This window comes from Pseudomonas sp. F220 (assembly GCF_057813935.1).
This window is the reverse complement of record NZ_JBVASJ010000021.1, coordinates 48,233-71,633: the sequence shown is the minus strand read 5'-3', so window position 1 is coordinate 71,633 and position 23,401 is coordinate 48,233. Positions and strand designations below refer to the sequence as shown.

Below are 23,401 nucleotides of genomic sequence, written 5' to 3'. Positions count from 1 at the left end.
ACCTGTTGGTAATCTCACCCCGCCGCCATCCGCATCCGCCGAGCCTTTAACCCGGCCATCAACGATGGCCCGAGGGCCACCAGTGCCGAGCCGAGCACCACCAGCACCGCGCCGCCGTAACCCAGGCCATTGATTTGCTCGGCGTGCACGTACTCAGGCCACAGTCTGGCCGCCAGCGCCACCGAAGCGAAGGTCACCAGCGGCGTGATGGCCAGCGTCGCACTGACCCGCGAGGCCTCCCAATGTGCCAGCGCTTCGGCAAAAGCACCGTAGGCGATCAGAGTATTCAAACAGCAACCGAGCAGCAGCCAGCCTTGCAGCGGACTCAATTCCAGTGCCTCCAGCGGATGCACCCAAGGCGTCAGCAATAACGCGCAAAACAGGTAGATCACCATCATTATCTGGAATGAATTCCACACCGTGAGCAGTTGCTTCTGACCCAGGGCATAAAAGGTCCAGACCGTCGACGCCGCCAGAACCAGCAAGACGCCAGCGGTGTAATCACTCAACGACGTCAGCAGCTCACTCAACCGCTGATTGAAAAACAGCCCGAAGCCGATCAAAAGCACCAGCAACCCAACCCCTTGCCCCAGGCTGAAACGTTCCTTGAAAACAAACAAACTGGCGATCAGCAGCAGGATCGGTCCCATCTGCACCACCAACTGCGCCGTGCCCGGGCTGAGCAGGTTCAGGCCCATCAGGTACAGCACGTAGTTGCCGACCAGCCCGAGGACCGCCATCAACACCAGCCAGCCACCCCGTGGGCCAAGCGCTCGCCAGCTCGGCAAACGCCTTACCGCAGCCAGATAAATGAACAGCAACCCACCGGACACTATTAGTCGAAACCAGGTCACTGTGACCGGGTCCATAACCAACAGCACTTGCTTGAGTTTGATCGGCAAGATCCCCCACAGCAGTGCGGTCAGCAAGGCCAGTAATAATCCATAAACCCAGCGACCGGACGAAATGTGCATGAAAACCCCAAAACCAGACGGCGAGAAAACCATTCTAGGCCTGGATCGTCCCGCTACACAGTTACAGTTTGGAACCGGCCGCTAATGAGACTGTGCTGGTCGCAACGTTAAATTGGCGATATGCGATTGCTCGCGATGGCTATTGGAAGAGCGACATCCTCCCTTCTGAGTTAACGCACCGCTTCAAACAACCCCGTCGCCCCCATCCCGCCACCTACGCACATGGTCACAACGCCGTAGCGCAGATTGCGCCGTTGCAGTTCGCGCACCAGGTGCCCGACCTGACGTGAGCCGGTCATGCCGAATGGGTGACCGATAGAGATCGAGCCGCCGTTGACGTTGTATTTTTCGTTATCGATTTCCAGCCGATTACGGCTGTACAGACACTGCGAGGCGAAGGCTTCGTTAAGTTCCCAGAGGTCAATATCGGCCACCTGCAAACCCTTGGCCTTCAGCAGCTTGGGCACCGAGAACACCGGACCGATGCCCATCTCGTCCGGCTCGCAGCCGGCGACTACGAAACCACGGAAAAACGCTCGGGGTTTGAGGCCTAGCTCCAGAGCTTTTTCCAGGCTCATCACCAAGGTCATCGACGCGCCATCGGACAGCTGCGAGGAGTTGCCCGCGGTCACCGAACCGTCTTCAGCGAACACCGGCTTCAACCCGGCCAGGCTTTGCAGGGTGGTGTCCGGACGGTTGCACTCATCACGGTCGACGATACCTTCCAGGATCTGTACCTGCCCGGTGGTTTTGTCTTCGACGTTGTATTTAACCGCCATTGGCACGATTTCATCGTCGAACAACCCCGCGGCCTGGGCCTGAGCGGTACGCTGCTGGCTTTGCAAGGCGTACAGGTCCTGTTCTTCGCGGCTGACGCCATAGCGCCGGGCAACGATTTCGGCAGTCTGGCCCATGGGGAAATAAATGCCCGGCACCTGCTCCTTGAGCAGCGGGTTGATCAGGTTGTCAGTGTTGACGCTTTTCATGGTCAGGCTGATGGACTCGACGCCACCAGCAATGATGATGTCGCTGCAACCGGAAGCGATCTGGTTGGCGGCAATGGCAATCGCCTGCAAACCCGAAGAGCAAAAGCGGTTGAGGGTCATGCCGGCGGTACCGGTACCCAGTTTCGATAACACCGCGACATTGCGGCCGATGTTGTAACCCTGGGCCCCTTCGTTGGAACCTGCACCAACGATGCAATCCTCAACACTGGCCGGGTCGATGCCGTTGCGGGTCAGCAGCGCATTGACGCAATGGGCAGCCATGTCATCCGGACGGGTCTGGTTGAACTTGCCACGAAAGGATTTGGCCAGGCCAGTCCGCACGCTATCGACGATCACCACTTCACGCATGGCATACCTCATTGTTGTTGTCGGCTGAAAGTAGGGGGTGTGTCATCACTTATTTCCCGCGCCGCGCCGGAGTCTGCTGTTGCGCAGGGCAAGGCGCGAGGAACGCGGTTTGGTCGTTTCAAATAAGCTCCGAGTAACGCAGCCCTGCACAACAGCAGACCCGGCCCTTCGGGTTGTGTCTGAAAGCGGGCCATGCTGTGTTGCAGTCCTTGGCAAGGAAACGACCCTTACCTGCGGACTGCGCCTTGCCTGGCCCGCTTTCAGACGACAACGCGGCGTGGGAAATAAGTGATGACACACCCCAGCATAAATCCACCCTATTACCGACCGCGACAATCATTCACCCCGCGTATGCGTAACCATCGGCTTACTGCTTGTTCTTTTTGGCCTTCTTATCGGACTTCTCGAAGGCCTCCTCCAATGCCCGATTGATGGTGCGCAATACTTTGACCCGGGCCCAGCGTTTGTCGTTGGCCTCCACCAGCGTCCAGGGCGAAACCTCGGTGCTGGTGCGGTCGACCATGTCGCAGACGGCGGCGCGGTAGTCATCCCATTTGTCGCGGTTGCGCCAGTCGTCTTCGGTGATCTTGAAACGTTTGAAGGGGATTTCTTCGCGGGCCTGGAAGCGCTCCAGCTGGGTTTGCTTGTCGATGGCCAGCCAGAACTTCACCACGATCACACGGGAATCGCTGATCTGCTCTTCAAAGTCATTAATCTCGGCGTAAGCGCGCATCCAGTCCGCCGTACTGCAAAAGCCTTCGATCCGTTCCACCAGCACCCGACCGTACCAGGAGCGGTCAAACACAGTGAATTTGCCTCGCGCCGGAAGGTGTCGCCAAAACCGCCAAAGGTAAGGCTGAGCGCGTTCTTCTTCAGTCGGCGCGGCGATCGGCACGATGCTGTATTGACGTGGATCGAGTGCCGCTGCCACTCGCCGGATCGCCCCGCCCTTGCCCGCCGCATCATTACCTTCGAACACCGCCACCAGCGCGTGCCTGCGCATGCGTTTGTCGCGCATCAAGCCAGAGAACCGCGCCTGCTCGGTAATCAGTTGCTCTTCGTAGTCTTCTTTATCCAGACACTGGGTCATGTCCAGGCTGCCGATCAGGCTGAGCTGATCGACGCTTGCCGACAAGGGCGCGGCGTTGACCACGTCGGGTTTGATCTTGGGTCGACTCAAGGCATTTTGCAGACCTTCGAGCAAAATCTTCCCAACCGTCAGGCTACGATAATGCGCATCGACACCTTCGATCACATGCCAGGGCGCGTAGTCACGACTGGTGCGACGCATCACCCTCTCGCCGAAGCGTACAAACTTGTCGTAGGTTTGCGATTGCTGCCAGTCCAGCGGGCTAATACGCCAGCTGTGCAGCGGATCATCTTGCAAAACTTTGAGACGGGTTTTCATCTGTTTCTTAGATAGGTGAAACCAGAACTTGAAGATCAGCGCGCCTTCGTCGCAGAGCATTTTTTCAAAACGCTCTGCCTGGTTGATCGCCTGGTCCAGCACCGCGTCCTTGAACAGCCCATGAACCCGGCCCTGCAACATCTGGCTGTACCAATTGCCGAAAAAAATCCCCATCCGCCCCTTGGCCGGCAGCATTCGCCAATAACGCCAGGCAGGCGGGCGGGCCAGTTCTTCATCGGTCTGCTGATCGAACGTGCGGACCTCGATCAATCGCGGGTCCATCCATTCGTTGAGCAACTTGACGGTCTCGCCCTTGCCAGCCCCCTCGATGCCGTTGATCAATACGATGACCGGAAAGCGCCCTTGCTGCTTTAGATCGAACTGGGCTTCGAGCAAGGCTTCACGCAGGGCCGGCACTTCGGCATCAAAGGTTTCTTTGTCGATGGCGTGACCGATTTCAGCGGATTCGAACATGGGCGGCTCCCTTCCAAGATTGAGCAAGACTAGCGGATTGGGCAAAGGTTTGTCTGAGCGATGCAGCAGGCGTTGCCATGGATCAATGCCTGTTGCAGCGATCAGCTAGAATGGCCGCCTTGCCGTTGCCGAGCCGAACATGATCACTGAATTGCCCCACGCCCAGATTGACTGGGATGACCAAGGCCGTCCGCGCTCGCGAGTGTTTGACGATGTGTATTTCTCCGACCGGTCCGGCCTTGAAGAGACCCGCTACGTGTTCATAGAACAGAACCGTTTGAGCGAGCGCTTTGCCGCGTTACCGGCGGGTGGGCGACTGGTCATCGGGGAAACCGGTTTCGGCACCGGATTGAATTTTCTCTGTGCCTGGCAGTTGTTCGAACAAGAAGCCGTGGCCGGTGCGCGGTTGCATTTTGTCAGCGTGGAAAAATACCCGCTGAGCCACTCCGACCTGCAACGCGCCCTCGCCCTCTGGCCTGAGCTCAAGCCTTTTGCCGACCAGCTTCTGGCGCAATACGTCGCCATCCATCAAGGCTTCCAGCGCTTGATGCTCGACGGCGGGCGGGTGACGTTGACCTTGCTGATCGGCGACGCGCTGGAGCAACTGCCGCAACTGGACGCGCAGATCGATGCCTGGTTTCTCGACGGCTTCGCCCCGGCGAAAAACCCGGACATGTGGACGCCCGAACTGTTTGCCGAGCTCGCCCGCCTGGCAGCCCCCGGTTCGACCATCAGCACCTTTACCAGCACCGGCTGGATGCGGCGCCTGCTCAATGCGGCCGGTTTCAAGATGCGCCGTACGCCGGGGATCGGCCATAAATGGGAAATCCTGCGTGGCGAATTCCTCGGCTGGCCTGAAGACGTGCCGACGCCGGTTGCGACCAAGCCGTGGTTCGCCCGTCCTGACCAGCACATTGCCGAGCGTCGAGCCTTGGTGATCGGCGGCGGGCTGGCCGGTTGTGCCAGCGCCGCAAGCCTTGCTGCGCGCGGTTGGCAGGTCAGTCTTCTGGAACGCCATGGCGACCTGGCCCAAGAGGCTTCGGGCAATCCGCAAGGGGTGCTCTATCTCAAACTGTCGGCCCATGGCACCGCGTTATCGCAGTTGATCGTCAGTGGTTTCGGGTACACCCGACGCATGCTCGAACACCTGCAGCGCGGTATCGATTGGGACGCCTGCGGTGTGCTGCAACTGGCCTTCAACGCCAAGGAAGCCGAGCGCCAGGCTCAGCTTGCGGCAGCTTTTCCGCCCGACCTGTTGCACCTGCTGGATCAGCCGCAAGCGCAGGCTCAGGCGGGTATCGCCCTTGCCCATGGCGGCCTGTTCTTTCCCGACGGTGGCTGGGTGCATCCGCCCGCTGTGTGTCAGTGGCAAGCGGCGCATCCGACGATTGAAGTGCTGCCCCATCACGATGCGCTGGAACTGCGCAAGGTCGATGACCAATGGCAAGTCTGGGGCGGCTCAACGTTGCTGGCTTCAGCACCCGTGGTCATTCTGGCCGGTGCGGCAGAGATCAAGCGCTTTGCGGCAAGCGCCGAGCTGCCACTCAAACGCATTCGCGGGCAAATCACACGCCTTACACAAACACCTGAAAGCGCGAGCCTGACCACCGTGGTCTGCGCCGAAGGGTATGTGGCCCCCGCCCGGCTGGGCGAACACACCTTAGGCGCCAGCTTTGATTTCAAGAGCGATGACCTGACCCCGACCACGGCCGAGCACGCAGGCAATCTGGAGCTACTGAAAGAAATCTCGACTGATTTGGTTAGCCGCTTGCACGCCGAACAGCTGGACCCGGAGCAGCTTCAAGGTCGCGCGGCGTTTCGTTGCACCAGCCCCGACTACTTGCCCATCGTCGGCCCGTTGGCGGATCACCAAGCCTTTACCCAAACCTACACCGCGCTGAGCAAGGACGCCCGGCAAGTGCCAGACATCCGTTGCCCGTGGCTGGACGGTTTATACGTCAACAGCGGCCATGGCTCTCGCGGCCTGATCACCGCCCCGCTGTCCGGCGAACTGCTCGCCGCCTGGCTGGACAACGAACCGTTGCCACTGCCCAGAAGCGTGGCCGAGGCCTGTCACCCGAATCGCTTTGCCTTGCGTCAATTGATTCGCGGTAAGGCCTGATGCCGGTGAGTAAACGCGACGACTTTCGAGTGCTGCTAACACGGCCGGCCCGGAAATCGAGTCTGAAAGAGTCGATGATCGCGCAGAGCCAGGCACAGCAAGGGGGAGCAAGCTCCCCCTTCAGTTTTCCTCAGACACTAGTGACGCTCCCGCAGGGGGACGATCAACGATCAAAAGATCGCAGCCTGCGGCAGCTCTACTGGCTGCGCAGGCCCAAGACCAGTAGCATCGCCGGGATTGTTTACCTGAGGTCTCTATGCTGATTCCCTATGACCAACTTGAAGTCGACACCCTGACCCGTCTGATCGAAGACTTCGTCACCCGTGACGGCACCGACAATGGCGACGAAACTCCGTTGGAAACCCGCGTGCTGCGGGTTCGCCAGGCGTTGACCAAAGGTCAGGCGCTGATTGTCTTCGATCCGGACAGCCAGCAATGCCAGTTGATGCTCAAACACGACGTGCCCAAAGAGCTGTTTGATTGATGCTATCAGCTGCGTTTGGTTTGCCCCGTTCGCGCCAGGATGCGCTCGTAGAGATCGGCCCGGTGCACCCCGACCGCTTTGGGCGCCTCGATACCGAAGCGGACATTATTTCCGCTCACGGAGAGTATGCGTATGGAGATATTGTCACCGATGGAAATCAACTCGCCCACAACGCGGCTTAATACGAACATGGCTCTAGTCCTTTAGGGTTACCGGACGTTGAAGATGCCCGCAGTGTCGACTGCCCGCAATGCGCCAACATCAAATCAGTCTTGCCCTACGGCACAATCAGATATGCCCTACAAAAGACTCTTTCAAGCCTTAATTTTCACCGCTGTTTAAACCGCCCTTCGCTTGAGCAAACCTTTTCCTACACCCGCGCAGACCCTTCATCGGCGCTCGCGGGAAGATTTCAGACGCTGGAAAAGCGTGGGCCAAACAGAATGATGCTCGCACCGATCACGCACAGGACCACGCCCAGCCAGTCTGAACTCAAGGGACGAATCCGCTCGACTACGCCCAACCAGCCGATAGACGCAATAATGTAGATGCCGCCGTAAGCCGCATAGGCGCGGCCAGCGTAGGTTGCTTCAACCTTGGTCAACAGCACTGCGAAGAGGGTCAGACTCAGTAACGCCGGGGCGATCCACCAGACACTTTTACCCTGGCGTAGCCACATCCAGAACGCGTAGCAACCGGCGATTTCAAACAGCGCCGCGAGAAAAAACCACAGGTAGTTGAGCATGCAACGGTCTCGTCAAGGTTGCCAGAATTGGCAACCCTAACGATGCAGCTTCCCATGAGCAAGTTCAGCTGGTGGCTTGCTTGGCCTTGGCGCGCATCTTGTCGGCCATCAAGGTCATCTCGTTGTAGAGCAACTGCGGGTTCTTCTGCTTCAGCGCCCAAGCCATGCGGCCCTGTTCGTGGGGCAGAATCATGAATTCACCTTCGGCGACCTGTTGGTAGATGTAGTCGGCGATGTCGCTGGCGCTGATCGGAGAGCTTTCCAGTAGCTTGCCGACCTGGGCTTTCATAGCGGGTGTCGGGCCACGAAAGGAATCCAGAAGGTTAGTCTGGAAAAACGACGGACAGACCACGTGCACAGCGATTTCCTGATGCGCCAATTCAATCAACAGGCTCTCGGATAACGCCACCACCCCGGCCTTGGCCACGTTGTAGTTGCTCATCGCTGGGCCTTGCATCAAGGCCGCCATCGAGGCGATGTTGATGATCTTGCCTTTGCTTTTTTCCAGCAGCGGCAAGAAGGCCTTGCAGCCTTTGACTACACCCATCAGGTTGATCGCGATCTGCCAGTCCCAGTCTTCGAGGGACAGTTCACTAAAGAAACCGCCCGAGGCCACACCCGCGTTATTGACGATGACATCGATGCCACCCAGCTTCACTTCGCAGGCTTGGGCAAACGCGGTCAGTTGGCTGTAGTCGCGCACATCACAACGCTGAACAAAGCCATCGCCTCCGGCTTCACGCACCCGTTTCAGGGTCTCTTGCAAACCCGCTTCGCTGACATCTGACAAGGCCAGCTGCCAACCTTCGCGGGCCCAGCGCAGAGCGATTTCACGACCCAGGCCGGATCCGGCGCCGGTGATCATCATGCGATTTTGCATAGGGAGTTGCCTTGTTGTTCTGAGGAAGATAAGCCGCAGTGTAGCGAAGGACTTTCCTCTACCCACGCACCATCAGAATGCTGAATGCCCCAGGCAAACTTAAGCCCAGTACACGTTCAGTTGGGTAGTAGGAACAGGGAGACACCTAGTCCTTGTCCGCGAAGACGCCGGGGTCGCGCTCGACTAACGCGGTCTGACTTACGAACTTCCTGGTGAACTAAAAGAAATAAGCCAAGCACCGAAGCACATTAAAAAAACTGGAATTATCTGCCGTCCCCCAGAGTCGGAGACTTTAAGCGGCTCGTTTTTTCGTACTCGATCTTGTCGTTAAAACCGCTACGGCCTTTCCAGAACATACCCAAAAGGAAATCGACATGGGCACCATTCTTCTCGTTATTCTGATCCTTCTGCTGGTGGGTGGCCTGCCGGTATTCCCGCACTCCAGAAGTTGGGGTTATGGTCCGTCCGGTATCATCGGTGTAGTCCTGGTGGTGCTGTTGATCCTTCTGTTGCTCGGCAAAATTTAACGCTCTGCACATATTCAAGGCTGCAAAAAAAAAGAGGCCCTCATGGGCTAATGCCGATCAGTTAAGCGAACGCTGTGCCCTTGTAGGAGCAGCCGGTCGACGCTCGATTGCTCGCGATGGACGTTAACGATAACGCGTGTTTTCTGAATAAACGCGTCGCCCTTGAGTCCATCGCGAGCAAGCTCGCTCCTACAAGAGACCTCATTTCCTTAACTGACTGGCATTACCCCTAGGGGCCTCTTTTTTATTGAACCAAAACCTTAGTCCGGCTTGCCATCGACAACGCCTGCGGTGTTATCGATCAGGCTCTTGGTAGCGGTCTGTATGAACGCTCCCAATTTCTGCTGGAGGTCAGCTTCATCCGGCGAGTCCGGGATCACCTGACCTCCAGGGTTGGCCCCTAACTGGTACTGCCAGACCTTGGCCGGCATATCTTTGGGCTGTACCAGAATATGGTCGCCATTGATGATCGCGACAGTCGGTTCGCCGCCCGACGGTTTGATGACACCAATGCCCTTGTCGCCTTCCGGCAGGTTGAGCAAGTCACGCCCCCAGCATTGCTGGCGGAACTCACCACCGACACGGCCCATGATGGTTGGCACGATATCAATCTGAGTACCCACGATATCGCTACGCTTGCCGAACTTTTCCTGGATGCCCGGAGCGATCATCAGCATCGGTACGTTGAAACGCCCCAAGTCCATCTCGGTGATCTGCTGATCGTTACCAAATCCGTGGTCACCCACAATGACAAACAAGGTTTCTTTGAAATATGGTTCTTTACGCGCTTTTTCGAAGAACTGGCCCAAAGCCCAGTCGGCGTAGCGCATGGCAGTCAAGTGCTCGTTCAATGTGCCGCTGTCCGTGACCTTGTCGACTGGCAATGGAGTCGGCAATGCATACGGGGTGTGGTTGGACAGGGTTTGCAGCAACGCGTAGAACGGCTTTTTGCCTTCGCGTTTCTTCAGTTCTTCGAGGCCACGATTGAACATGTCCTGATCGGAAACACCCCACGTCGGATCGGAGAACACCGGGTCGATGAAGTCGTTACGACCAATGAAGTTGGTCATGCCCTGATTGCCGAAGAAGCCTGACTGGTTGTCCCAGGCAAAGTCACCGTTATAGACGTACACATCGTCGTATTTACGAGCACTGAGCAGTTGTGGCAGGCCAGACAGCTTGTGGCTGCCTTCCGGGGTTTGCATCAGGTACTCGAAGCCCGGCAGGTTAGGGAAGCAAGCCATGGTTGCGAACATACCCTGGTGGGTATGGGTACCGTTTGAGAAGAAACGGTCAAACAAAAGGCCTTCTTTCGACAGATTATCGAAGTACGGCGTGATATTGCCGGGACGACCCAGCGCGCCCACCGAATGACCGGCGAAGCTTTCCATCAGAATGACCACGACGTTTTTGATCGGCAGGGTATTTGCCTCTGGCGGCGTGGTATCGCGACGCATGGCGGCAATATCAGCCTCGACCAGCTTGTCGTTGACTGTCAGCAACATGTCGCGCACGGTCTGCTGAGCCAATGGCTGAGCCAGAGTGGGCTTCCAGATATTGGAACGATCATCGGAAAAACGGCTCTGCGCCGCGTTGATCAGCGACAACGAGCCGTTAAGGCCCAACTGGTTGGCAAAGTTGGAGTTGGTGGTGTAAGCGTCACCCCAACGCAGTGGCGGGCCTTGACGCAAGGTGCCACGGGCAGCCACGACACAGATCAGCAGACACACCACGAATACAACGATGCGGGCGTACCACGGGGCGACTTGACGAGCGCCGATGCTGCCACCACTGAACGGGCCACGTGGCCGGGTCGCACGGTCAGCGCCCTTGAACGCCAGGCTCAACAACCAGGTGCCAACGGCCCAGGCCAACAGATAGCGAACCACCGGAAAGCCGTACCAGAGCATGCTCATCACGGTTTTCGGGTCTTCCTTCACATACTGGAAGACCAGCCCGTTAAGGCGCTGGTGAAATTCGCGATAGAAGTCCATCTCCATCAGGCCGAGGAACAGAGCGATGCTCGAGACGATGGTCAGCCAGAAACGGAATAAACCGCGGGCGGCCATAACCCGGGCGCTGAACAGTGCCAGCAGCAGCGGGATAATGAGGTAGACCACCAGACGCACGTCAAAACGCAGACCGTTGGCAAAGGATTCGAGGAAGGTCGAGGCCGGGGTGTCGAGGATCATCTCCCGGTTATAAACCAGCAGCGCCAAGCGCAGCAGGGAGAGCATCACCATCATGACGAAAGCGCAGAGCAGTGTATAAGCCAGATGCGATTTGACGGTCGGTTGCAGCAAGCGACTTGAAGCTCGCTGCTGACTCAGGGCGTCCGGGTTTGCCATGTCGTTTTAGGACCCATTGAAAGTTGAAGTTTCATAAATGCAGCTGCGCCCCGCCTCTTATAACCGTTACGTGTCTGTATCGGCTGCGGGGGATTACGCGATGCGTAAATGTTGCACGATCACTCGCGGCATTGCCATTTATTACTGGCATGCACCCCCAACCCAGTCTTCCAAGGCTCTGGAATAAGGGGCTGTATAAGAAGGTTGAGCGCGGAAAATAAAGTGTGCGAATTGTCTTGGAGCGGTTGTGAAAATTTCGTTCAACGCATATTTAGATACACAAAAAAGGGCCTTGCGGCTAATGCCTGTCAGTTAAGCGAACGCTGCGCTTTTGTAGGAGCAGCCGGTCGACGCTCGATTGCTCGCGATGGACGTTAACGATAACGCGTATTTTCTGAATAAACGCGTCGCCCTTGAGTCCATCGCGAGCAAGCTCGCTCCTGCAGAGACCTCATTTCCTTAACTGACTGGCATTAGCCTTGCGGCCCTTTTATCAACACTAATGCTTAGTCATTGCTCGGTTTGTTAACCGCCTGCAATACATATTGCGGCAACGCGAACGCGCCGATATGAATCTCAGGGTTGTAGTAGCGAGTGATAATGCCGCTGCCAGCAAAGCGCTGACGCAAGGTCTCGCGGGACAATTTGCGGTAAGCAGTGTTAGTCGCGCCCCAAGCGAAGGTCATCGCACCACCGATGTAGGTCGGCACCGCCGCCTGATAAAAGTGCCAGTCCGGGAACAGGCTACGCATGCGGCCTGCTGTGGTTTGCACTTCGCTCAGTTGCATGAACGGCGTGCCATTCTGGGTTACCAGAATGCCACCCTCGTTCAAGCAACGGCGGCACGCCTGATAGAAGTTTTCCGAGAACAGTACTTCGCCCGGGCCGATCGGGTCGGTGGAGTCGGAAATGATCACGTCGAACTTCTCTTCGGTGGTCGCGACGAAACGCATACCGTCGTCGATCACCAGGTTCAGCCGCGGATCATCGAACGCACCCTTGGAGTGGTTCGGCAGGAATTCTTTGCACATCTCGACCACGGTGCCGTCGATCTCGACCATGGTGATGTGTTCGATGCTGCGGTGTTTGGCCACTTCACGCAGCATGCCACCGTCACCACCACCGATGATCAGCACGCGCTTGGCGGTGCCGTGGGCCAGGATCGGTACGTGGGTGAGCATCTCGTGGTAGATGAACTCGTCGGCTTCGGTGGTCTGAATCACCCCGTCCAGCGCCATCACTCGACCCATGCGCGGGTTCTCGAAGATCACCAGATGCTGGTGTTCGGTGCGCACTTCATGCAGCAGTTTTTCCATGCGAAAACGCTGGCCGTAGCCTTCGTAGAGGGTTTCCAGGTACTCGCTGTTCTTGGTAGTGCTCATGGGTAAGTCCCCCGGTGAATGCTGGTGGCAACGGACGGTTACCCGCCCATGATGGTCAATCGTCGGCACGGGTGTCGGCGATTGACCAAGGAAAGGCGCGCATTCTACGTCGCCGAACATGACAGGTCGAACCTTCTGGCTCTATCTTTGTGCGTGACCCTCTCCTGGAGCCCACCAGATGTTTTACCGCTATCACCCCAGCCCCATCGGGCCGTTGCTGCTGGCTGGCGATGAACAGGGGCTGCGCCAGCTGTACATGGACATCCAACAACACTGGACGCCACCGGAGCAATGGTTCTGCGCCGGCAATGAGCTCGATACCGTCTGTCGGCAACTGGATGAGTATTTCGAGGGTAAGCGTGAGTGTTTCGATGTACGTCTGGCGCCCCTGGGCACGCAATTCCAGAAAACAGTGTGGCGAGCTCTGCTGCAAATCCCTTTTGGACATACCTGGAGCTACGGCGAACTGGCCATGCATATCGGCAATCCGAAAGCCGTACGTGCAGTCGGTACCGCCAATGGCGCCAACCCGATATCGATCATCATTCCCTGTCATCGAGTGATCGGCAGCAACGGTACCCTCGTCGGCTATGGTGGCGGACTGGAACGCAAGCAGATGCTGCTGCAGCTCGAGGGATCGTGGTTGATTTGATGCGCAACCGTTATAGCCGCATATTTCCCCGCGGCCCGGCGATGGCCCAGATGATCAGGCCCAGTACTGGCAGCAAGATAATCAGCAACACCCAGATGATCTTCATCCCGGTTTCGGCGCCGCTTTTAAGGACGTTGATGATCGCCCAGATATCCAGCGCAAGGACAATCAGCCCGACCAGCCCATTAAAGGTGGAACCCATGATGTAGCTCCTAAGTGATAGTTCGCACCCTTAGGATAGTCGGACTTGATATGGGTTCCGTTTTATTACGCTTAGACGTGAATCGCCACCCGCAGTGCTTCCAGGGATGGCGCGGCGTTGATACCGACTTCGGCACACAGCTCCAGCACCCGTGGCACGTCGTTGCCATACACCAGCACCGTCTGAATCTCGTCATCGAGCAATTGGCTGAAGTTCATCAGCACATAACCGCCGTTTTCAGGGTTCATGCTGCTCAGCTGGATCTGGATGCGGTTGAGCGCAGTCAATGCCTCGACTTTGGCGAGCTGTTTGGGTTTGATATTGAACGTCACGCCCGGCCCGAAGGAATCGACGATCTGGGCGAACAGGTCCATGTAGGTATCGGCCTGGAACAACACGGTTTCCGGCAGGCTGCCGACTACGATCCACTCACCCAGCGGGATCGGAAAGGTGTCGTCGTAGTTGATGTCCGGATTGGCCGCCAGGAAAGCGTCCGCGTCGGCGTAGGCCTGCGCGGCTTCGTCGGCGATACGCGCCACTTCATCGTCGTCCATGCACCCGGAGCTGATTTTGCTGATGAGTTCGACGAGAGTGGTTTTCATGGGTGGATCCTGTAGCGAGGGAAATTTAAGGGGGCGAAGGATAGCGCATTCAGGGGCAAACCTGTGTAGCAGCTGCCGCCAGGCTGCGTCCGGCCGCGCAGCGGTCGTAAAATCAGGCACTGCGGTTTTGCAGGTTAACCGAGGACGCCGGATTTACGACCGCTGCGCCCGAACGCGGACCGAGCCGGACGCAGGCTTCGCCAGCTGCTACGGACAGCGTGGAAACTCTCAGCCCAACAACTTCTGCAATTGCGCCGTGGTGTCTGCTGCACCCATGGTTTTTGCGGCGTCCAGCGCAGACACGCCATTGGCGTCCTTGGCCTTTGGATCGGCGCCTTTGCTGATCAGGTAGTCGACGATTTCAGTGCGGTTGAACATCGCCGCCATCATCAACGCGGTACGACCGTCAAAGGACGAGCCTTCAACCTCGGCGCCGCCTTCGACCAACACTTTGACCACCGGCAGATCACCTTTGAACGCGGCGCCCGCAATCGGGCTTTGGCCGTTGTCGTTGCGAATCTCCGGGTCAGCTTTGTGCTCAAGCAATACCTTCACGGCATCGGCATGCCCGTGATAGCTGGCGAGCATCAACAAGGTATCGCCCTTGTGATTACGCAGATTGACCGGCAGGCCTTTGCTCAGCAATGCAGCGAGCATGGCCGCGTCGCCTTCACGCGCCTTGTTGAACACTTGCTCGGCAAACTCCGCAGCTTCTTCTTCGGTCATTTGGCGGCTTTTGTCTGACATTCGGGACTCCACATTCTGATCGCAAGGCCGCTAGTTTCCCGAGAGGCTCCGAGCCTGTCACCCCTTTTTTCTCAAGACCTGTCATAGCCAGAATCAATAACGGAACTTGCCACCGTGGATATCCGCCAGCACCTGCTCGGTCACCTGTACGTAAGTGTCCGATCCCGGCAACCAGGCGTAGATCGGATCGTCACCGGTTTTGCCAGGGTCGAAGGCCTCCTCCTTGAGTCGGACCTTCTGATACTTGAAGGTGCCAGTGGTCTCCATTTTCACTTTCACCCGCAGAAACAACGGCACCGCGTAGGCCGGCATTTGCTGTTTGGCGAATTGCAGCAATTCGCTGAAATCCAGAGTGGCCAGGGATTCAGCAGGGGTAATAGCGACCATCCCGGCACGTCCGTTGGTGTTGCTAATCTCGACACCGTAGGCGACCGCCTCGGCGATATGCGGATGCTGCAGGAGAATGTTCTCAACTTCAGTAGTCGATACATTCTCGCCTTTCCAGCGGTAGGTATCGCCCAGACGGTCAACGAACTGCGCATGACCGAAGCCGATATTTCTTAGCAGATCACCGGTATTGAAGTAGCTATCGCCCTTCTTGAACACATCATGGAGAACGACCTTTTGGGTCTTCTCTGGATCGGTATAACCATCGAGCGGTGCCTTGTCATCAATCTTCGCCAGCAGCAGCCCCTGCCTGCCCTTGGCGACTTTTTGCATGAAGCCGGCCTCGTTTCGAATCGGCGCACAGCTGTCATGGGCATATTCCACCAGCGCCCAGGACATCAGGGAAAAACCGATGGTGTTGTCGAAGTTGAGAATGTTGGTGAAACCGATATTGCCGTCACTGGCGGCGTACAGCTCGCAGACGTGATTGACCGCAAAGCGCTTCTTGAACTCCCCCCACACGCCTGGGCGCAAACCGTTGCCGATCATTTTCACCACGCCGTTGCGGCTGTCGTCGGCGCTGGGTGGCTGGTCAATCAGGTAGCGGCACAATTCGCCGACATAACCGATGGTGGTGGCGTTGAATTTACGTGCGTCATTCCAGAACTGACTGGCGCTGAATTTGCGCCGAATGGCAAACCCTGACGCCCCGCAGATCGCTGAGCCCCAACACACGCAAAGCCCGGTAGCGTGGTACAGCGGCAAGGTGCAGTAGACGATATCCTTCGGGCTCATATCCAGGGCGATCATGCCGAAACTGACGGAGGTCTTCATCCAGCGTCCATGCTTGAAAACCCCGGCCTTGGGCAGCCCGGTGGTGCCTGAGGTGTAGATATAGAAGCAAGGGTCATCGAAATAGATCTGCTGGCTGCTCGCAGGGTTGTCTGTCGAGCAATCGGCACTGGCGGTCATCAGGTTGATAAAGCCTGCGGGTACCTCACCGGGGTCGCGAGAGGTATCCCGATCAGCAACACACCAGGTCCTGGCCTCATCGATCGCGACTTGCTCACGGACTGCCGAAAAAGTGCCGGCCAACTCCGCCCCAACCACGATCGCCAGCGGCTTCACCAGGTTCAGGCTGTGGACCAGCACATGCTGGGTTTGCGAGGTATTGAGCATGGCGCAGATACCGCCAACCTTGGCCACTGCCAACACCGTCACCAGCAACTCGGGACGGTTCTCGATGAAAATACCGACCACATCGCCCTTGCCGATACCTTGGGCAATCAGGTGATGGGCAATACGGTTGGCCCACTGGTTGACCTGTGCATAACTGAACGAGACATCGCCATAGAGCAGCGCCGGGCCTTGAGGATTTCGCAGTGTTGCTTGCTCGAAGGTCCAACCCAAGCCACAAGGCTGATCCGGTTTGTTGGCGTTGGCGATCTTGAGCCCCTTGACCACCCGTGGGATGGCTTTGGCAATGGACGGCAACTTACGGATCATCATGCCCCAGGTAATCATGTCGTTTGAGTTGCTGCTCATAGGTGAGGTCCTATTTTTTTATTATCGGGCGAACACAAACCCATCCGGCGGTGACGCAAAACCTATGGAGTTCCGTATACCGTTAAACACCAAAAAAACCCTGTTGGCATTCAACTAAATTGCTTAACAAGTCCGTTATGACAGGCTGGAAAATACGTCAGTCATTCTTGGGCTGTACATGGAGAATTTGAAAAGTTTTGTATCTATTGGCAGGACCACTGCCCTCCATGAAAACCACGCAAAATGCAGGATGCACGATGGCCATTCATGCAAATTGCACGAAATCGAGATTTCAAAAAAATAATAAGTTATTGATTTTAATAGATATTCAGTAAAACCAGATACTGGCACAATCACTGCAACTATCACTTCACGCTTGCCATTCAAGAGCTAACGGAGCTGATAGACATGAGCCTGATCCAGGAAAAATTCTCTTCTTTGTTCTCCAACTTCGAAGTCACCACCCAGGCCCGGCCTGACGGCGGTATTTTGCTCACGCTGTGCAGCAGCGACGGTCAACAGTTCAAACGATCGATCTCCTATGCGCAACTGCACGCCGGTGACCAACTTTCCTGGGTGATTAGCGCGATTCGCCGCGACCTGGCAAAGCAGGCCAGCGAACTGCCACAGATTTCGATGCTGCAAAGCCAACACCGCTTTGCGCTGCCGACCTATCATTCGGTCTGAATCATCACCTGCTTGAACTGATCAGGCCGTGAAGGCTTCAGGCTTCACGGCCTGATGTCGTTTAGGGGGCCGCTCAATAACCCCCGATAAACGACCTCACAAACAGCCATGACCTACAAATCAACACGCGTATTTCTACGCAATCTACAGAACACAACCTGGCCAGTTTTTAAAAGTCGACTGACGACTTACGCCGCGTGTAAGTCGTCAGCCGCTGTAACGTAGTCCCTTGAACTTAGAACTGTGACGGATCTATTTGCGCAAAACTGTTCACATTCAGATGCCCGGCCAGTTCACCGCCGTCGCGCACCAACCCGCAAGTCGCCATCCCCGCTTCTTGCGCCGCATCCAGCTCCTGGACGATATCGGACAAGAAAAGAATCTGCTCAGGCAGACAGCCTATCGCCTGGGTGATTCGCTGATAGGACTGCGCTTCGCGCTTGGGCCCCGACGTGGTGTCGAAGTAACCACTGAACAACGGCGACAAATCACCGGCGTCGGAACAACCGAAAATCAGCCGTTGAGCCTGGATAGACCCAGAGGAATAAACAAAGAGTTGATAACCTTCCCCATGCCAGCGTTTAAGCGCTTCTACGGCATCAGGATAAACGTGTCCCTTGAGCTGCCCGGCCTGATACCCCTGCTGCCAGACCATCCCTTGCAAGGCTTTGAGCGGCGTCGCCTTACGGTCTTCGGCGATCCAGTTCAAGAGGATCGCGATCACCCGTTCAACATCTGCTGTCAGCTCACCACTGTCCTGACGAACAGCCTGTAGTTGCTCAGCTACGTTGGGTTGTTCGGCATTCTGCCGGACAAACTCCGGAAGGTGCTTGGCGGCATAGGGAAACAGCACCTCAAACACGAAACTTACCGCGCTGGTGGTGCCTTCAATGTCGGTGAGAATGGCTTTGATCGACATCCGCTCAGTCCTCCAGGCCAGGAAAACGACTGGCAATGTCTTCGCCGGTGAATTTGGCCACCCAACCCTCAGGATTGTTGAACAGGCGGATCGCCACAAAGTGCGGGTTCTCGCCCATGTCGAACCAGTGCCGCGTACCGGCGGGAACCGAGATCAGGTCGTTTTTCTCACAGAGCACGGCGTACACGTAATCATCGATATGCAGGGTAAACAGGCCACGCCCGGCGACGAAAAACCGTACTTCGTCTTCGCCATGCTGGTGCTCATCAAGGAACTTGGCACGCAGTTCGGCTTTTTGCGGGTGATCGCTGTTGAGGCTGACGACATCGACCGTGATGTAACCGCGCTCGGTCATCAACTGGTCGATCTGCACCTGATAGGCGGCGATCACTTCTTCCTGAGTGGCCCCGGGCTGAATCTTTGTGGCTGCTTGCCAGCGGTCGAAACGCACGCCTTTTTCGGCCAGGGTCGAGGCAATGTCGTCGAAATGGGTCAGAACCTTGTTCGGCAGTTCCGGGCTGGATTCGTGGTAAACGGACAGGCTGCTCATGCTGGCAACTCCTCGGTATCAGCATCACCCGCAGGCTTTTACAGGCCGGTCAGGTGGTGCGATTCATCAGACAGTGGGCTATTTCAGAAGAAGTAAGCGTTAACGGTTAAGCACGGAGCGGGTCTTCAACTCGCACTCGAACAAAAACTCAAAGGCTTCGATCTGCCGCAGTGCATCACTCATTCGCGCGCCCCAGGTGTACAGACCGTGGCCGCGGATCAGGTAACCCACGCAATCGGGATGCGCCTCAAGCCAAGGCTGCACCTTGGCGGCCAGGCGAGCAATATCCTGATCGTTATCAAAGATCGGCACCCGCACGATGGACTCATGAGTGGAGATGCCACTGAAGGCCTTTTGCAATTCGTAGTCTTCGAACTCGATAAAGCCTTCAGCCGTCAGGCGCGACAGCACGGTGGCGTTCACCGAGTGCGTGTGCAACACCGCGCCGATCTCCGGGCGCCAGCTATAAAGCTGGGTGTGCAACAGGGTTTCGGCCGATGGTTTCTTGCCCGGTTCCAGGCTGTTACCAGACAGATCGGTGGCCAATACATCATCCAGCCCCAACTGACCTTTGTGCTTGCCGGAGACGGTCAGCAAGGCTTCGCTGGGCGACAGGCGGGTCGAGTAATTGCTGCTGGTGGCCGGCGACCAGCCACGACCATAGAGAAAACGCCCGGCGTCGATGATTTCCAGGGCTAGCTGTTCACGGGTAAGGCTCATGGCCTGTCCTCTTGCATTCGAGTGGCAATGATAACGGCTGCAGCCAGCGCCGCGAGGCTGGCAATACTAAAGGTCAACGTCGCCCCTAGGGCATTCCAGCTGTAACCGGAATACAACGCGCCCAGCGCGCCGCCGGTACCGGCCAGCGCAGCATAGAGCGCCTGACCCTGACCTTGCTGACGAGCACCGAAGCTACGTTGCACGAAATGGATGGCAGCCGCATGAAAGCTGCCGAAGGTGGCCGCGTGCAGCACTTGAGCAAACAGCAGCACCCATAGAAACTCAGCAAAGGAGCCCAGCAACAACCAGCGCAATGCGGCCAACAGGAAACTCGCCATCAGCACGCGGCGCACGGAGTACCGCGCCAGAATCTTGCTCATGGCCAAAAACATCAGTACTTCGGCGACTACGCCCAACGCCCAAAGCATGCCGATCACGCCACGGGTATAACCCAGTCGCTCGAGGTGCAGGGTCAGGAAGGTGTAATACGGCCCGTGACTCATCTGCATCAGCGCCACGCAGGCATAAAACGCCAATACGCCGGGGCTGCGCAATTGCTTGAGAAAGCCCTCGCCCGCCAGACGACTGCCCTGGACTGGCTGGGCATTCGGCACCCAGGCACTGCTGACGATGATCCCGGCCATGATCACCACTATCGTCACCGGGTAAATGTCCAGGCTCAGCCACTCGAACAAACGCCCAAGCACCACCACAGTGATGATAAAGCCGATTGAGCCCCATAGGCGGATCTGGCTGTAACGCGAGGTCTGGCCCTTCAAGTGCGCCAGGGTGATGACTTCAAATTGCGGCAACACCGCGTGCCAGAAAAACGCATGCAGGGCCATGACCATCGCCAGCCAGGCGTAGCTCTTGCTGACGAAGATCAGTGAAAAGGTCAGCAACGTGCAGACCGCGCCGAAGCGCACGATCGCCAGTCGGCGCCCGGTGTAATCACCGAGCCAGCCCCAGATATTCGGCGCCACACAACGCATCAGCATTGGGATCGCCACCAGCTCGCCGATGCGCGCGCTGGAAAAGCCCAGGTGATCGAAATACAACGCCAGAAACGGCGCCGTCGAACCGAGCAAGGCGAAATAGAACAGATAGAAACTGGATAACCGCCAGTACGGCAGCGCCGCCACGGCCGTCAGACCGTGGCGGCTTTAAGGTTTGCCATTACAGCTGGCCCAGCACCGGTGTGCTCACGCGCACGTCCGCGTTCTGCCCGCGATTGCGCAGCAAGTGGTCCATCAGCACGATAGCCATCATCGCTTCGGCGATCGGCGTGGCGCGGATGCCGACGCACGGGTCGTGGCGGCCCTTGGTGATGACCTCCACCGGGTTGCCGTGCACATCAATGGAGCGGCCCGGCGTGGTGATGCTCGAGGTCGGCTTGAGGGCCAGATGCGCAACGATCGGCTGACCCGAAGAGATGCCGCCGAGAATGCCGCCAGCGTTGTTGCTGAGGAAACCTTGCGGAGTCATCTCGTCACGGTGCTCGGTGCCACGCTGGGCGACACTGGCAAAACCAGCGCCGATTTCCACGCCTTTGACCGCGTTGATACTCATCAGTGCATGGGCCAGTTCGGCGTCGAGGCGGTCGAAAATCGGTTCACCCAGACCCGGTTTCACACCCTCGGCGACCACGGTTATCTTCGCGCCGACCGAGTCCTGATCACGGCGCAGCTGGTCCATGTAGGCTTCAAGTTCCGGCACTTTGTCCGGATCGGGGCAGAAGAATGCGTTCTCTTCCACCGAGTCCCACGTCTTGAACGGGATTTCGATCGGTCCGAGCTGGCTCATATAGCCACGGATAACGATGCCCTGGCTTGCCAGGAACTTCTTCGCAATCGCGCCGGCTGCCACGCGCATGGCGGTTTCCCGTGCCGAACTGCGACCACCGCCGCGATAATCACGTTCGCCGTATTTGTGGTGATAGGTGTAATCGGCATGAGCCGGACGGAACAGATCCTTGATCGCCGAGTAGTCCTTGGACTTCTGGTCGGTGTTGCGGATCAACAGACCGATCGGGCAACCGGTCGTGCGGCCTTCAAAAACCCCGGAGAGGATTTCGACTTCGTCGGCTTCCTGGCGCTGGGTAGTGTGGCGGCTGGTGCCGGGCTTGCGCCGGTCCAGATCGCGCTGCAGGTCGTCCAGCGACAGCTCAAGGCCCGGCGGGCAGCCGTCGACAATGGCGACCAACGCCGGACCATGGCTTTCGCCAGCGGTGGTGACAGTGAACAGCTTGCCGTAGGTATTGCCGGACATGCAGGGCGCTCCGCGAAATCAGCTTAAAAAACGTAGGGTTTGTTGACGTTTGGTGACGAACCGCGTTGCTGTGCCAACTTGTGCGAGGCAAGGCGCGGGATGCCGCCAATGGTTGTTCCCTTGGCAAATCCCGCAACGCAGCCTCGCGCAAGTTGGCGCGCAACCCGAAGGGACGGGACCCACTTGGCGCAGGGCTGCGTTGCTCGGAACTTATTTGGAACAACCAAACCACGTTCCTCGCGCCTTGCCCTGCGCCAAGTGGGCCGCCGTCGCGGTCGTCACCAAACGTCAACAGACCCTAGCCTGAATAACTAAGCGCGTCAGTATACGCAGGCTGCCAAAGTAGTTCATCCTCGAACCTTATCGGTGCCTGCGAGTCCAACCGGCACCTAGTTCATGATGGCGCGATGATGCTGCGAGTTCTTGCCTTGAGCCTTACCCTGTTTACCGGCCTGGTCCAGGCCTCCGTCCTGCAACGCCCGATCAGCCTGGACACCGGCAGCGGCGAGTTGTATGGCTCGTTGTTACTGCCCAAATCCGACACACCCGTGCCTGTGGTGTTGATCATCTCAGGCTCCGGCCCCACCGATCGCGACGGCAACAACACCGACGGCGGGCGCAACGACAGCCTCAAACGCCTGGCCTGGGTGCTGGCCAAACACAACATCGCCAGCGTGCGTTACGACAAACGCGGCGTCGCCGCCAGCCTCGCGGCCACCCCCGACGAACGCAATCTGACCCTCGATGCTTATGTGGCCGACGCCGTGGCCTGGGGCCAGAAGCTCAAGACCGATCCACGCCTGGGCAAGTTGATTCTCTTGGGACACAGCGAAGGCGCGCTAATCGCAAGCCTGGCCGCTCCCTCAGTGGATGCCGCGGCGGTGATTTCCATCTCCGGCAGCGCCCGCCCGATCGACCAGGTGTTGCGTCAGCAACTGAGCTATCGCCTGCCACCACCGCTGGTGCCGCGCAGCAATCAGTTGCTCGACAGCCTCAAGGCCGGCCACGTCGATGACAACGTGCCGCCGCAACTGGAAGTGATCTTCCGCCCCAGCGTGCAACCGTATCTGATCACGCTGTTTCGCCAAGACCCGGCAGCAGCCTTCGCCAAACTGAAAATGCCGGCGTTGATCATCCAGGGCAGCAATGACATTCAGGTCGGCGTCGGTGATGCGCAAATGCTCAAGGCGGCTAAACCGGATGCCGAACTGGCGCTGATCGGGGGCATGAACCACGTCATGCGCATCGTGCCCAACGATATCAAGCGTCAACTGGCCTCTTACAAAGACCCGCAACTGCCGCTGGCCGCCGAGTTGGGCGCGCACATCTTGAGTTTTATTGAAGGACTTAGCGCCAGTTAAGCTGCTTTTGCCCTCCAGTCCTGAAAAAAACGGCCGATAAGCCTTTGCCGACAGTTCACTTG

Annotated in this window: 23 protein-coding genes; 6 read left to right on the top strand and 17 right to left on the bottom strand. The window is 57.6% G+C overall.

Annotated elements, in window-relative coordinates:
* Positions 1-14: 14 nt before the first annotated feature.
* The 3 genes from ACZYSM_RS18445 to pap all read right to left on the bottom strand — a co-directional run bounded on the left by ACZYSM_RS18445 (position 15) and on the right by pap (position 4,211).
* The gene (locus ACZYSM_RS18445) at positions 15-974 is read right to left on the bottom strand and encodes a DMT family transporter (protein WP_489073255.1); all 960 of its coding nucleotides are present in this window, start codon (positions 972-974) and stop codon (positions 15-17) included.
* Between the two features lie 170 nt (positions 975-1,144).
* Entirely contained in the window at positions 1,145-2,329 is a 1,185-nt protein-coding gene (locus ACZYSM_RS18440) for a thiolase family protein (RefSeq protein WP_489073253.1), read from the bottom strand.
* A gap of 367 nt (positions 2,330-2,696) precedes the next feature.
* Positions 2,697-4,211 (bottom strand): polyphosphate:AMP phosphotransferase, encoded by a 1,515-nt coding sequence (pap, locus tag ACZYSM_RS18435; protein ID WP_489073251.1) that lies wholly within the window; start codon positions 4,209-4,211, stop codon positions 2,697-2,699.
* 139 nt (positions 4,212-4,350) lie between these two features.
* Between pap and mnmC the strand changes: the two genes are divergently transcribed.
* Both mnmC and ACZYSM_RS18425 read left to right on the top strand, forming a co-directional pair.
* Entirely contained in the window at positions 4,351-6,333 is a 1,983-nt protein-coding gene (gene mnmC, locus ACZYSM_RS18430) for a bifunctional tRNA (5-methylaminomethyl-2-thiouridine)(34)-methyltransferase MnmC2/FAD-dependent 5-carboxymethylaminomethyl-2-thiouridine(34) oxidoreductase MnmC1 (protein WP_489073249.1), read from the top strand.
* A gap of 256 nt (positions 6,334-6,589) precedes the next feature.
* Complete coding sequence (locus ACZYSM_RS18425; protein WP_419114996.1) at positions 6,590-6,817, top strand: YheU family protein; 228 nt, start codon at positions 6,590-6,592, stop codon at positions 6,815-6,817.
* 5 nt (positions 6,818-6,822) lie between these two features.
* Here the strand turns inward: ACZYSM_RS18425 and csrA are convergent, their stop codons facing one another.
* The 3 genes from csrA to ACZYSM_RS18410 all read right to left on the bottom strand — a co-directional run bounded on the left by csrA (position 6,823) and on the right by ACZYSM_RS18410 (position 8,442).
* The gene (gene csrA / locus ACZYSM_RS18420; RefSeq protein ID WP_489073247.1) at positions 6,823-7,008 is read right to left on the bottom strand and encodes a carbon storage regulator CsrA; all 186 of its coding nucleotides are present in this window, start codon (positions 7,006-7,008) and stop codon (positions 6,823-6,825) included.
* A gap of 221 nt (positions 7,009-7,229) precedes the next feature.
* A complete protein-coding gene (locus tag ACZYSM_RS18415) occupies positions 7,230-7,562 on the bottom strand; it encodes a YnfA family protein (RefSeq protein ID WP_489073245.1) in 333 nt (110 codons plus the stop codon).
* A 64-nt stretch (positions 7,563-7,626) separates the two neighbouring features.
* The gene (locus ACZYSM_RS18410) at positions 7,627-8,442 is read right to left on the bottom strand and encodes an SDR family oxidoreductase (protein ID WP_489073243.1); all 816 of its coding nucleotides are present in this window, start codon (positions 8,440-8,442) and stop codon (positions 7,627-7,629) included.
* A 368-nt stretch (positions 8,443-8,810) separates the two neighbouring features.
* Here ACZYSM_RS18410 and ACZYSM_RS18405 point away from each other — a divergent pair, with 368 nt between their 5' ends.
* Positions 8,811-8,969, top strand: a complete 159-nt coding sequence (locus tag ACZYSM_RS18405) for a DUF3309 family protein (RefSeq protein ID WP_489073297.1) — start codon at positions 8,811-8,813, stop codon at positions 8,967-8,969.
* Positions 8,970-9,229: 260 nt separating this feature from the next.
* Here the strand turns inward: ACZYSM_RS18405 and ACZYSM_RS18400 are convergent, their stop codons facing one another.
* The gene (locus ACZYSM_RS18400; protein ID WP_489073241.1) at positions 9,230-11,317 is read right to left on the bottom strand and encodes an LTA synthase family protein; all 2,088 of its coding nucleotides are present in this window, start codon (positions 11,315-11,317) and stop codon (positions 9,230-9,232) included.
* A 506-nt stretch (positions 11,318-11,823) separates the two neighbouring features.
* Positions 11,824-12,699: a polyamine aminopropyltransferase gene (gene speE / locus ACZYSM_RS18395; protein ID WP_489073239.1), complete on the bottom strand. Its 876-nt coding sequence runs from the start codon at positions 12,697-12,699 to the stop codon at positions 11,824-11,826.
* 178 nt (positions 12,700-12,877) lie between these two features.
* Between speE and ACZYSM_RS18390 the strand changes: the two genes are divergently transcribed.
* Positions 12,878-13,351 carry a methylated-DNA--[protein]-cysteine S-methyltransferase gene (locus ACZYSM_RS18390; RefSeq protein ID WP_489073237.1) on the top strand — a complete coding sequence of 158 codons (474 nt, stop codon included), beginning with the start codon at positions 12,878-12,880 and terminating at the stop codon, positions 13,349-13,351.
* 10 nt (positions 13,352-13,361) lie between these two features.
* Here the strand turns inward: ACZYSM_RS18390 and ACZYSM_RS18385 are convergent, their stop codons facing one another.
* From ACZYSM_RS18385 to ACZYSM_RS18370, 4 genes are all read right to left on the bottom strand, one after another.
* Positions 13,362-13,553: a PLDc N-terminal domain-containing protein gene (locus ACZYSM_RS18385; protein WP_489073235.1), complete on the bottom strand. Its 192-nt coding sequence runs from the start codon at positions 13,551-13,553 to the stop codon at positions 13,362-13,364.
* Between the two features lie 71 nt (positions 13,554-13,624).
* On the bottom strand, positions 13,625-14,155 hold the full coding sequence (locus tag ACZYSM_RS18380) for a hypothetical protein (RefSeq protein WP_489073233.1): 531 nt from the start codon (positions 14,153-14,155) through the stop codon (positions 13,625-13,627).
* A gap of 228 nt (positions 14,156-14,383) precedes the next feature.
* Positions 14,384-14,902, bottom strand: a complete 519-nt coding sequence (locus ACZYSM_RS18375) for an ankyrin repeat domain-containing protein (RefSeq protein WP_489073231.1) — start codon at positions 14,900-14,902, stop codon at positions 14,384-14,386.
* 93 nt (positions 14,903-14,995) lie between these two features.
* Complete coding sequence (locus ACZYSM_RS18370; RefSeq protein ID WP_489073229.1) at positions 14,996-16,834, bottom strand: long-chain-acyl-CoA synthetase; 1,839 nt, start codon at positions 16,832-16,834, stop codon at positions 14,996-14,998.
* Positions 16,835-17,242: 408 nt separating this feature from the next.
* Between ACZYSM_RS18370 and ACZYSM_RS18365 the strand changes: the two genes are divergently transcribed.
* Entirely contained in the window at positions 17,243-17,521 is a 279-nt protein-coding gene (locus tag ACZYSM_RS18365) for a DUF3509 domain-containing protein (RefSeq protein WP_489073227.1), read from the top strand.
* Between the two features lie 235 nt (positions 17,522-17,756).
* Here the strand turns inward: ACZYSM_RS18365 and mtnC are convergent, their stop codons facing one another.
* The 5 genes from mtnC to aroC all read right to left on the bottom strand — a co-directional run bounded on the left by mtnC (position 17,757) and on the right by aroC (position 21,978).
* Positions 17,757-18,440 (bottom strand): acireductone synthase, encoded by a 684-nt coding sequence (gene mtnC, locus ACZYSM_RS18360; RefSeq protein WP_489073225.1) that lies wholly within the window; start codon positions 18,438-18,440, stop codon positions 17,757-17,759.
* Positions 18,441-18,444: 4 nt separating this feature from the next.
* Positions 18,445-18,990: a 1,2-dihydroxy-3-keto-5-methylthiopentene dioxygenase gene (locus ACZYSM_RS18355; protein ID WP_489073223.1), complete on the bottom strand. Its 546-nt coding sequence runs from the start codon at positions 18,988-18,990 to the stop codon at positions 18,445-18,447.
* Between the two features lie 99 nt (positions 18,991-19,089).
* Positions 19,090-19,710: a methylthioribulose 1-phosphate dehydratase gene (locus ACZYSM_RS18350; RefSeq protein ID WP_489073221.1), complete on the bottom strand. Its 621-nt coding sequence runs from the start codon at positions 19,708-19,710 to the stop codon at positions 19,090-19,092.
* Complete coding sequence (locus ACZYSM_RS18345) at positions 19,707-20,852, bottom strand: MFS transporter (protein ID WP_489073219.1); 1,146 nt, start codon at positions 20,850-20,852, stop codon at positions 19,707-19,709. Before ACZYSM_RS18345 ends, ACZYSM_RS18350 begins: the two co-directional genes overlap by 4 nt.
* Positions 20,853-20,886: 34 nt before the next feature.
* Positions 20,887-21,978, bottom strand: coding sequence for a chorismate synthase (gene aroC / locus ACZYSM_RS18340; protein WP_489073217.1), 1,092 nt, complete (start codon positions 21,976-21,978; stop codon positions 20,887-20,889).
* A gap of 362 nt (positions 21,979-22,340) precedes the next feature.
* Between aroC and ACZYSM_RS18335 the strand changes: the two genes are divergently transcribed.
* Positions 22,341-23,339, top strand: a complete 999-nt coding sequence (locus ACZYSM_RS18335; RefSeq protein WP_489073295.1) for an alpha/beta hydrolase — start codon at positions 22,341-22,343, stop codon at positions 23,337-23,339.
* The last annotated feature ends 62 nt before the right edge of the window (positions 23,340-23,401 follow it).

Bases quoted from the DNA above. Each gene is read 5' to 3' on its own strand.
- ACZYSM_RS18390 (WP_489073237.1), top strand. From the start codon at position 12,878: ATGTTTTACCGCTATCACCCCAGCCCCATCGGGCCGTTGCTGCTGGCT.
- mtnC (WP_489073225.1), bottom strand. From the start codon at position 18,440: ATGTCGATCAAAGCCATTCTCACCGACATTGAAGGCACCACCAGCGCG.
- ACZYSM_RS18400 (WP_489073241.1), bottom strand. From the start codon at position 11,317: ATGGCAAACCCGGACGCCCTGAGTCAGCAGCGAGCTTCAAGTCGCTTG.
- ACZYSM_RS18385 (WP_489073235.1), bottom strand. From the start codon at position 13,553: ATGGGTTCCACCTTTAATGGGCTGGTCGGGCTGATTGTCCTTGCGCTG.
- ACZYSM_RS18425 (WP_419114996.1), top strand. From the start codon at position 6,590: ATGCTGATTCCCTATGACCAACTTGAAGTCGACACCCTGACCCGTCTG.
- pap (WP_489073251.1), bottom strand. From the start codon at position 4,211: ATGTTCGAATCCGCTGAAATCGGTCACGCCATCGACAAAGAAACCTTT.
- ACZYSM_RS18375 (WP_489073231.1), bottom strand. From the start codon at position 14,902: ATGTCAGACAAAAGCCGCCAAATGACCGAAGAAGAAGCTGCGGAGTTT.
- ACZYSM_RS18365 (WP_489073227.1), top strand. From the start codon at position 17,243: ATGAGCCTGATCCAGGAAAAATTCTCTTCTTTGTTCTCCAACTTCGAA.
- ACZYSM_RS18445 (WP_489073255.1), bottom strand. From the start codon at position 974: ATGCACATTTCGTCCGGTCGCTGGGTTTATGGATTATTACTGGCCTTG.
- speE (WP_489073239.1), bottom strand. From the start codon at position 12,699: ATGAGCACTACCAAGAACAGCGAGTACCTGGAAACCCTCTACGAAGGC.
- ACZYSM_RS18380 (WP_489073233.1), bottom strand. From the start codon at position 14,155: ATGAAAACCACTCTCGTCGAACTCATCAGCAAAATCAGCTCCGGGTGC.
- aroC (WP_489073217.1), bottom strand. From the start codon at position 21,978: ATGTCCGGCAATACCTACGGCAAGCTGTTCACTGTCACCACCGCTGGC.
- ACZYSM_RS18440 (WP_489073253.1), bottom strand. From the start codon at position 2,329: ATGCGTGAAGTGGTGATCGTCGATAGCGTGCGGACTGGCCTGGCCAAA.
- ACZYSM_RS18370 (WP_489073229.1), bottom strand. From the start codon at position 16,834: ATGAGCAGCAACTCAAACGACATGATTACCTGGGGCATGATGATCCGT.
- ACZYSM_RS18415 (WP_489073245.1), bottom strand. From the start codon at position 7,562: ATGCTCAACTACCTGTGGTTTTTTCTCGCGGCGCTGTTTGAAATCGCC.
- csrA (WP_489073247.1), bottom strand. From the start codon at position 7,008: ATGTTCGTATTAAGCCGCGTTGTGGGCGAGTTGATTTCCATCGGTGAC.
- ACZYSM_RS18350 (WP_489073221.1), bottom strand. From the start codon at position 19,710: ATGAGCCTTACCCGTGAACAGCTAGCCCTGGAAATCATCGACGCCGGG.
- ACZYSM_RS18355 (WP_489073223.1), bottom strand. From the start codon at position 18,990: ATGAGCAGCCTGTCCGTTTACCACGAATCCAGCCCGGAACTGCCGAAC.
- mnmC (WP_489073249.1), top strand. From the start codon at position 4,351: ATGATCACTGAATTGCCCCACGCCCAGATTGACTGGGATGACCAAGGC.
- ACZYSM_RS18410 (WP_489073243.1), bottom strand. From the start codon at position 8,442: ATGCAAAATCGCATGATGATCACCGGCGCCGGATCCGGCCTGGGTCGT.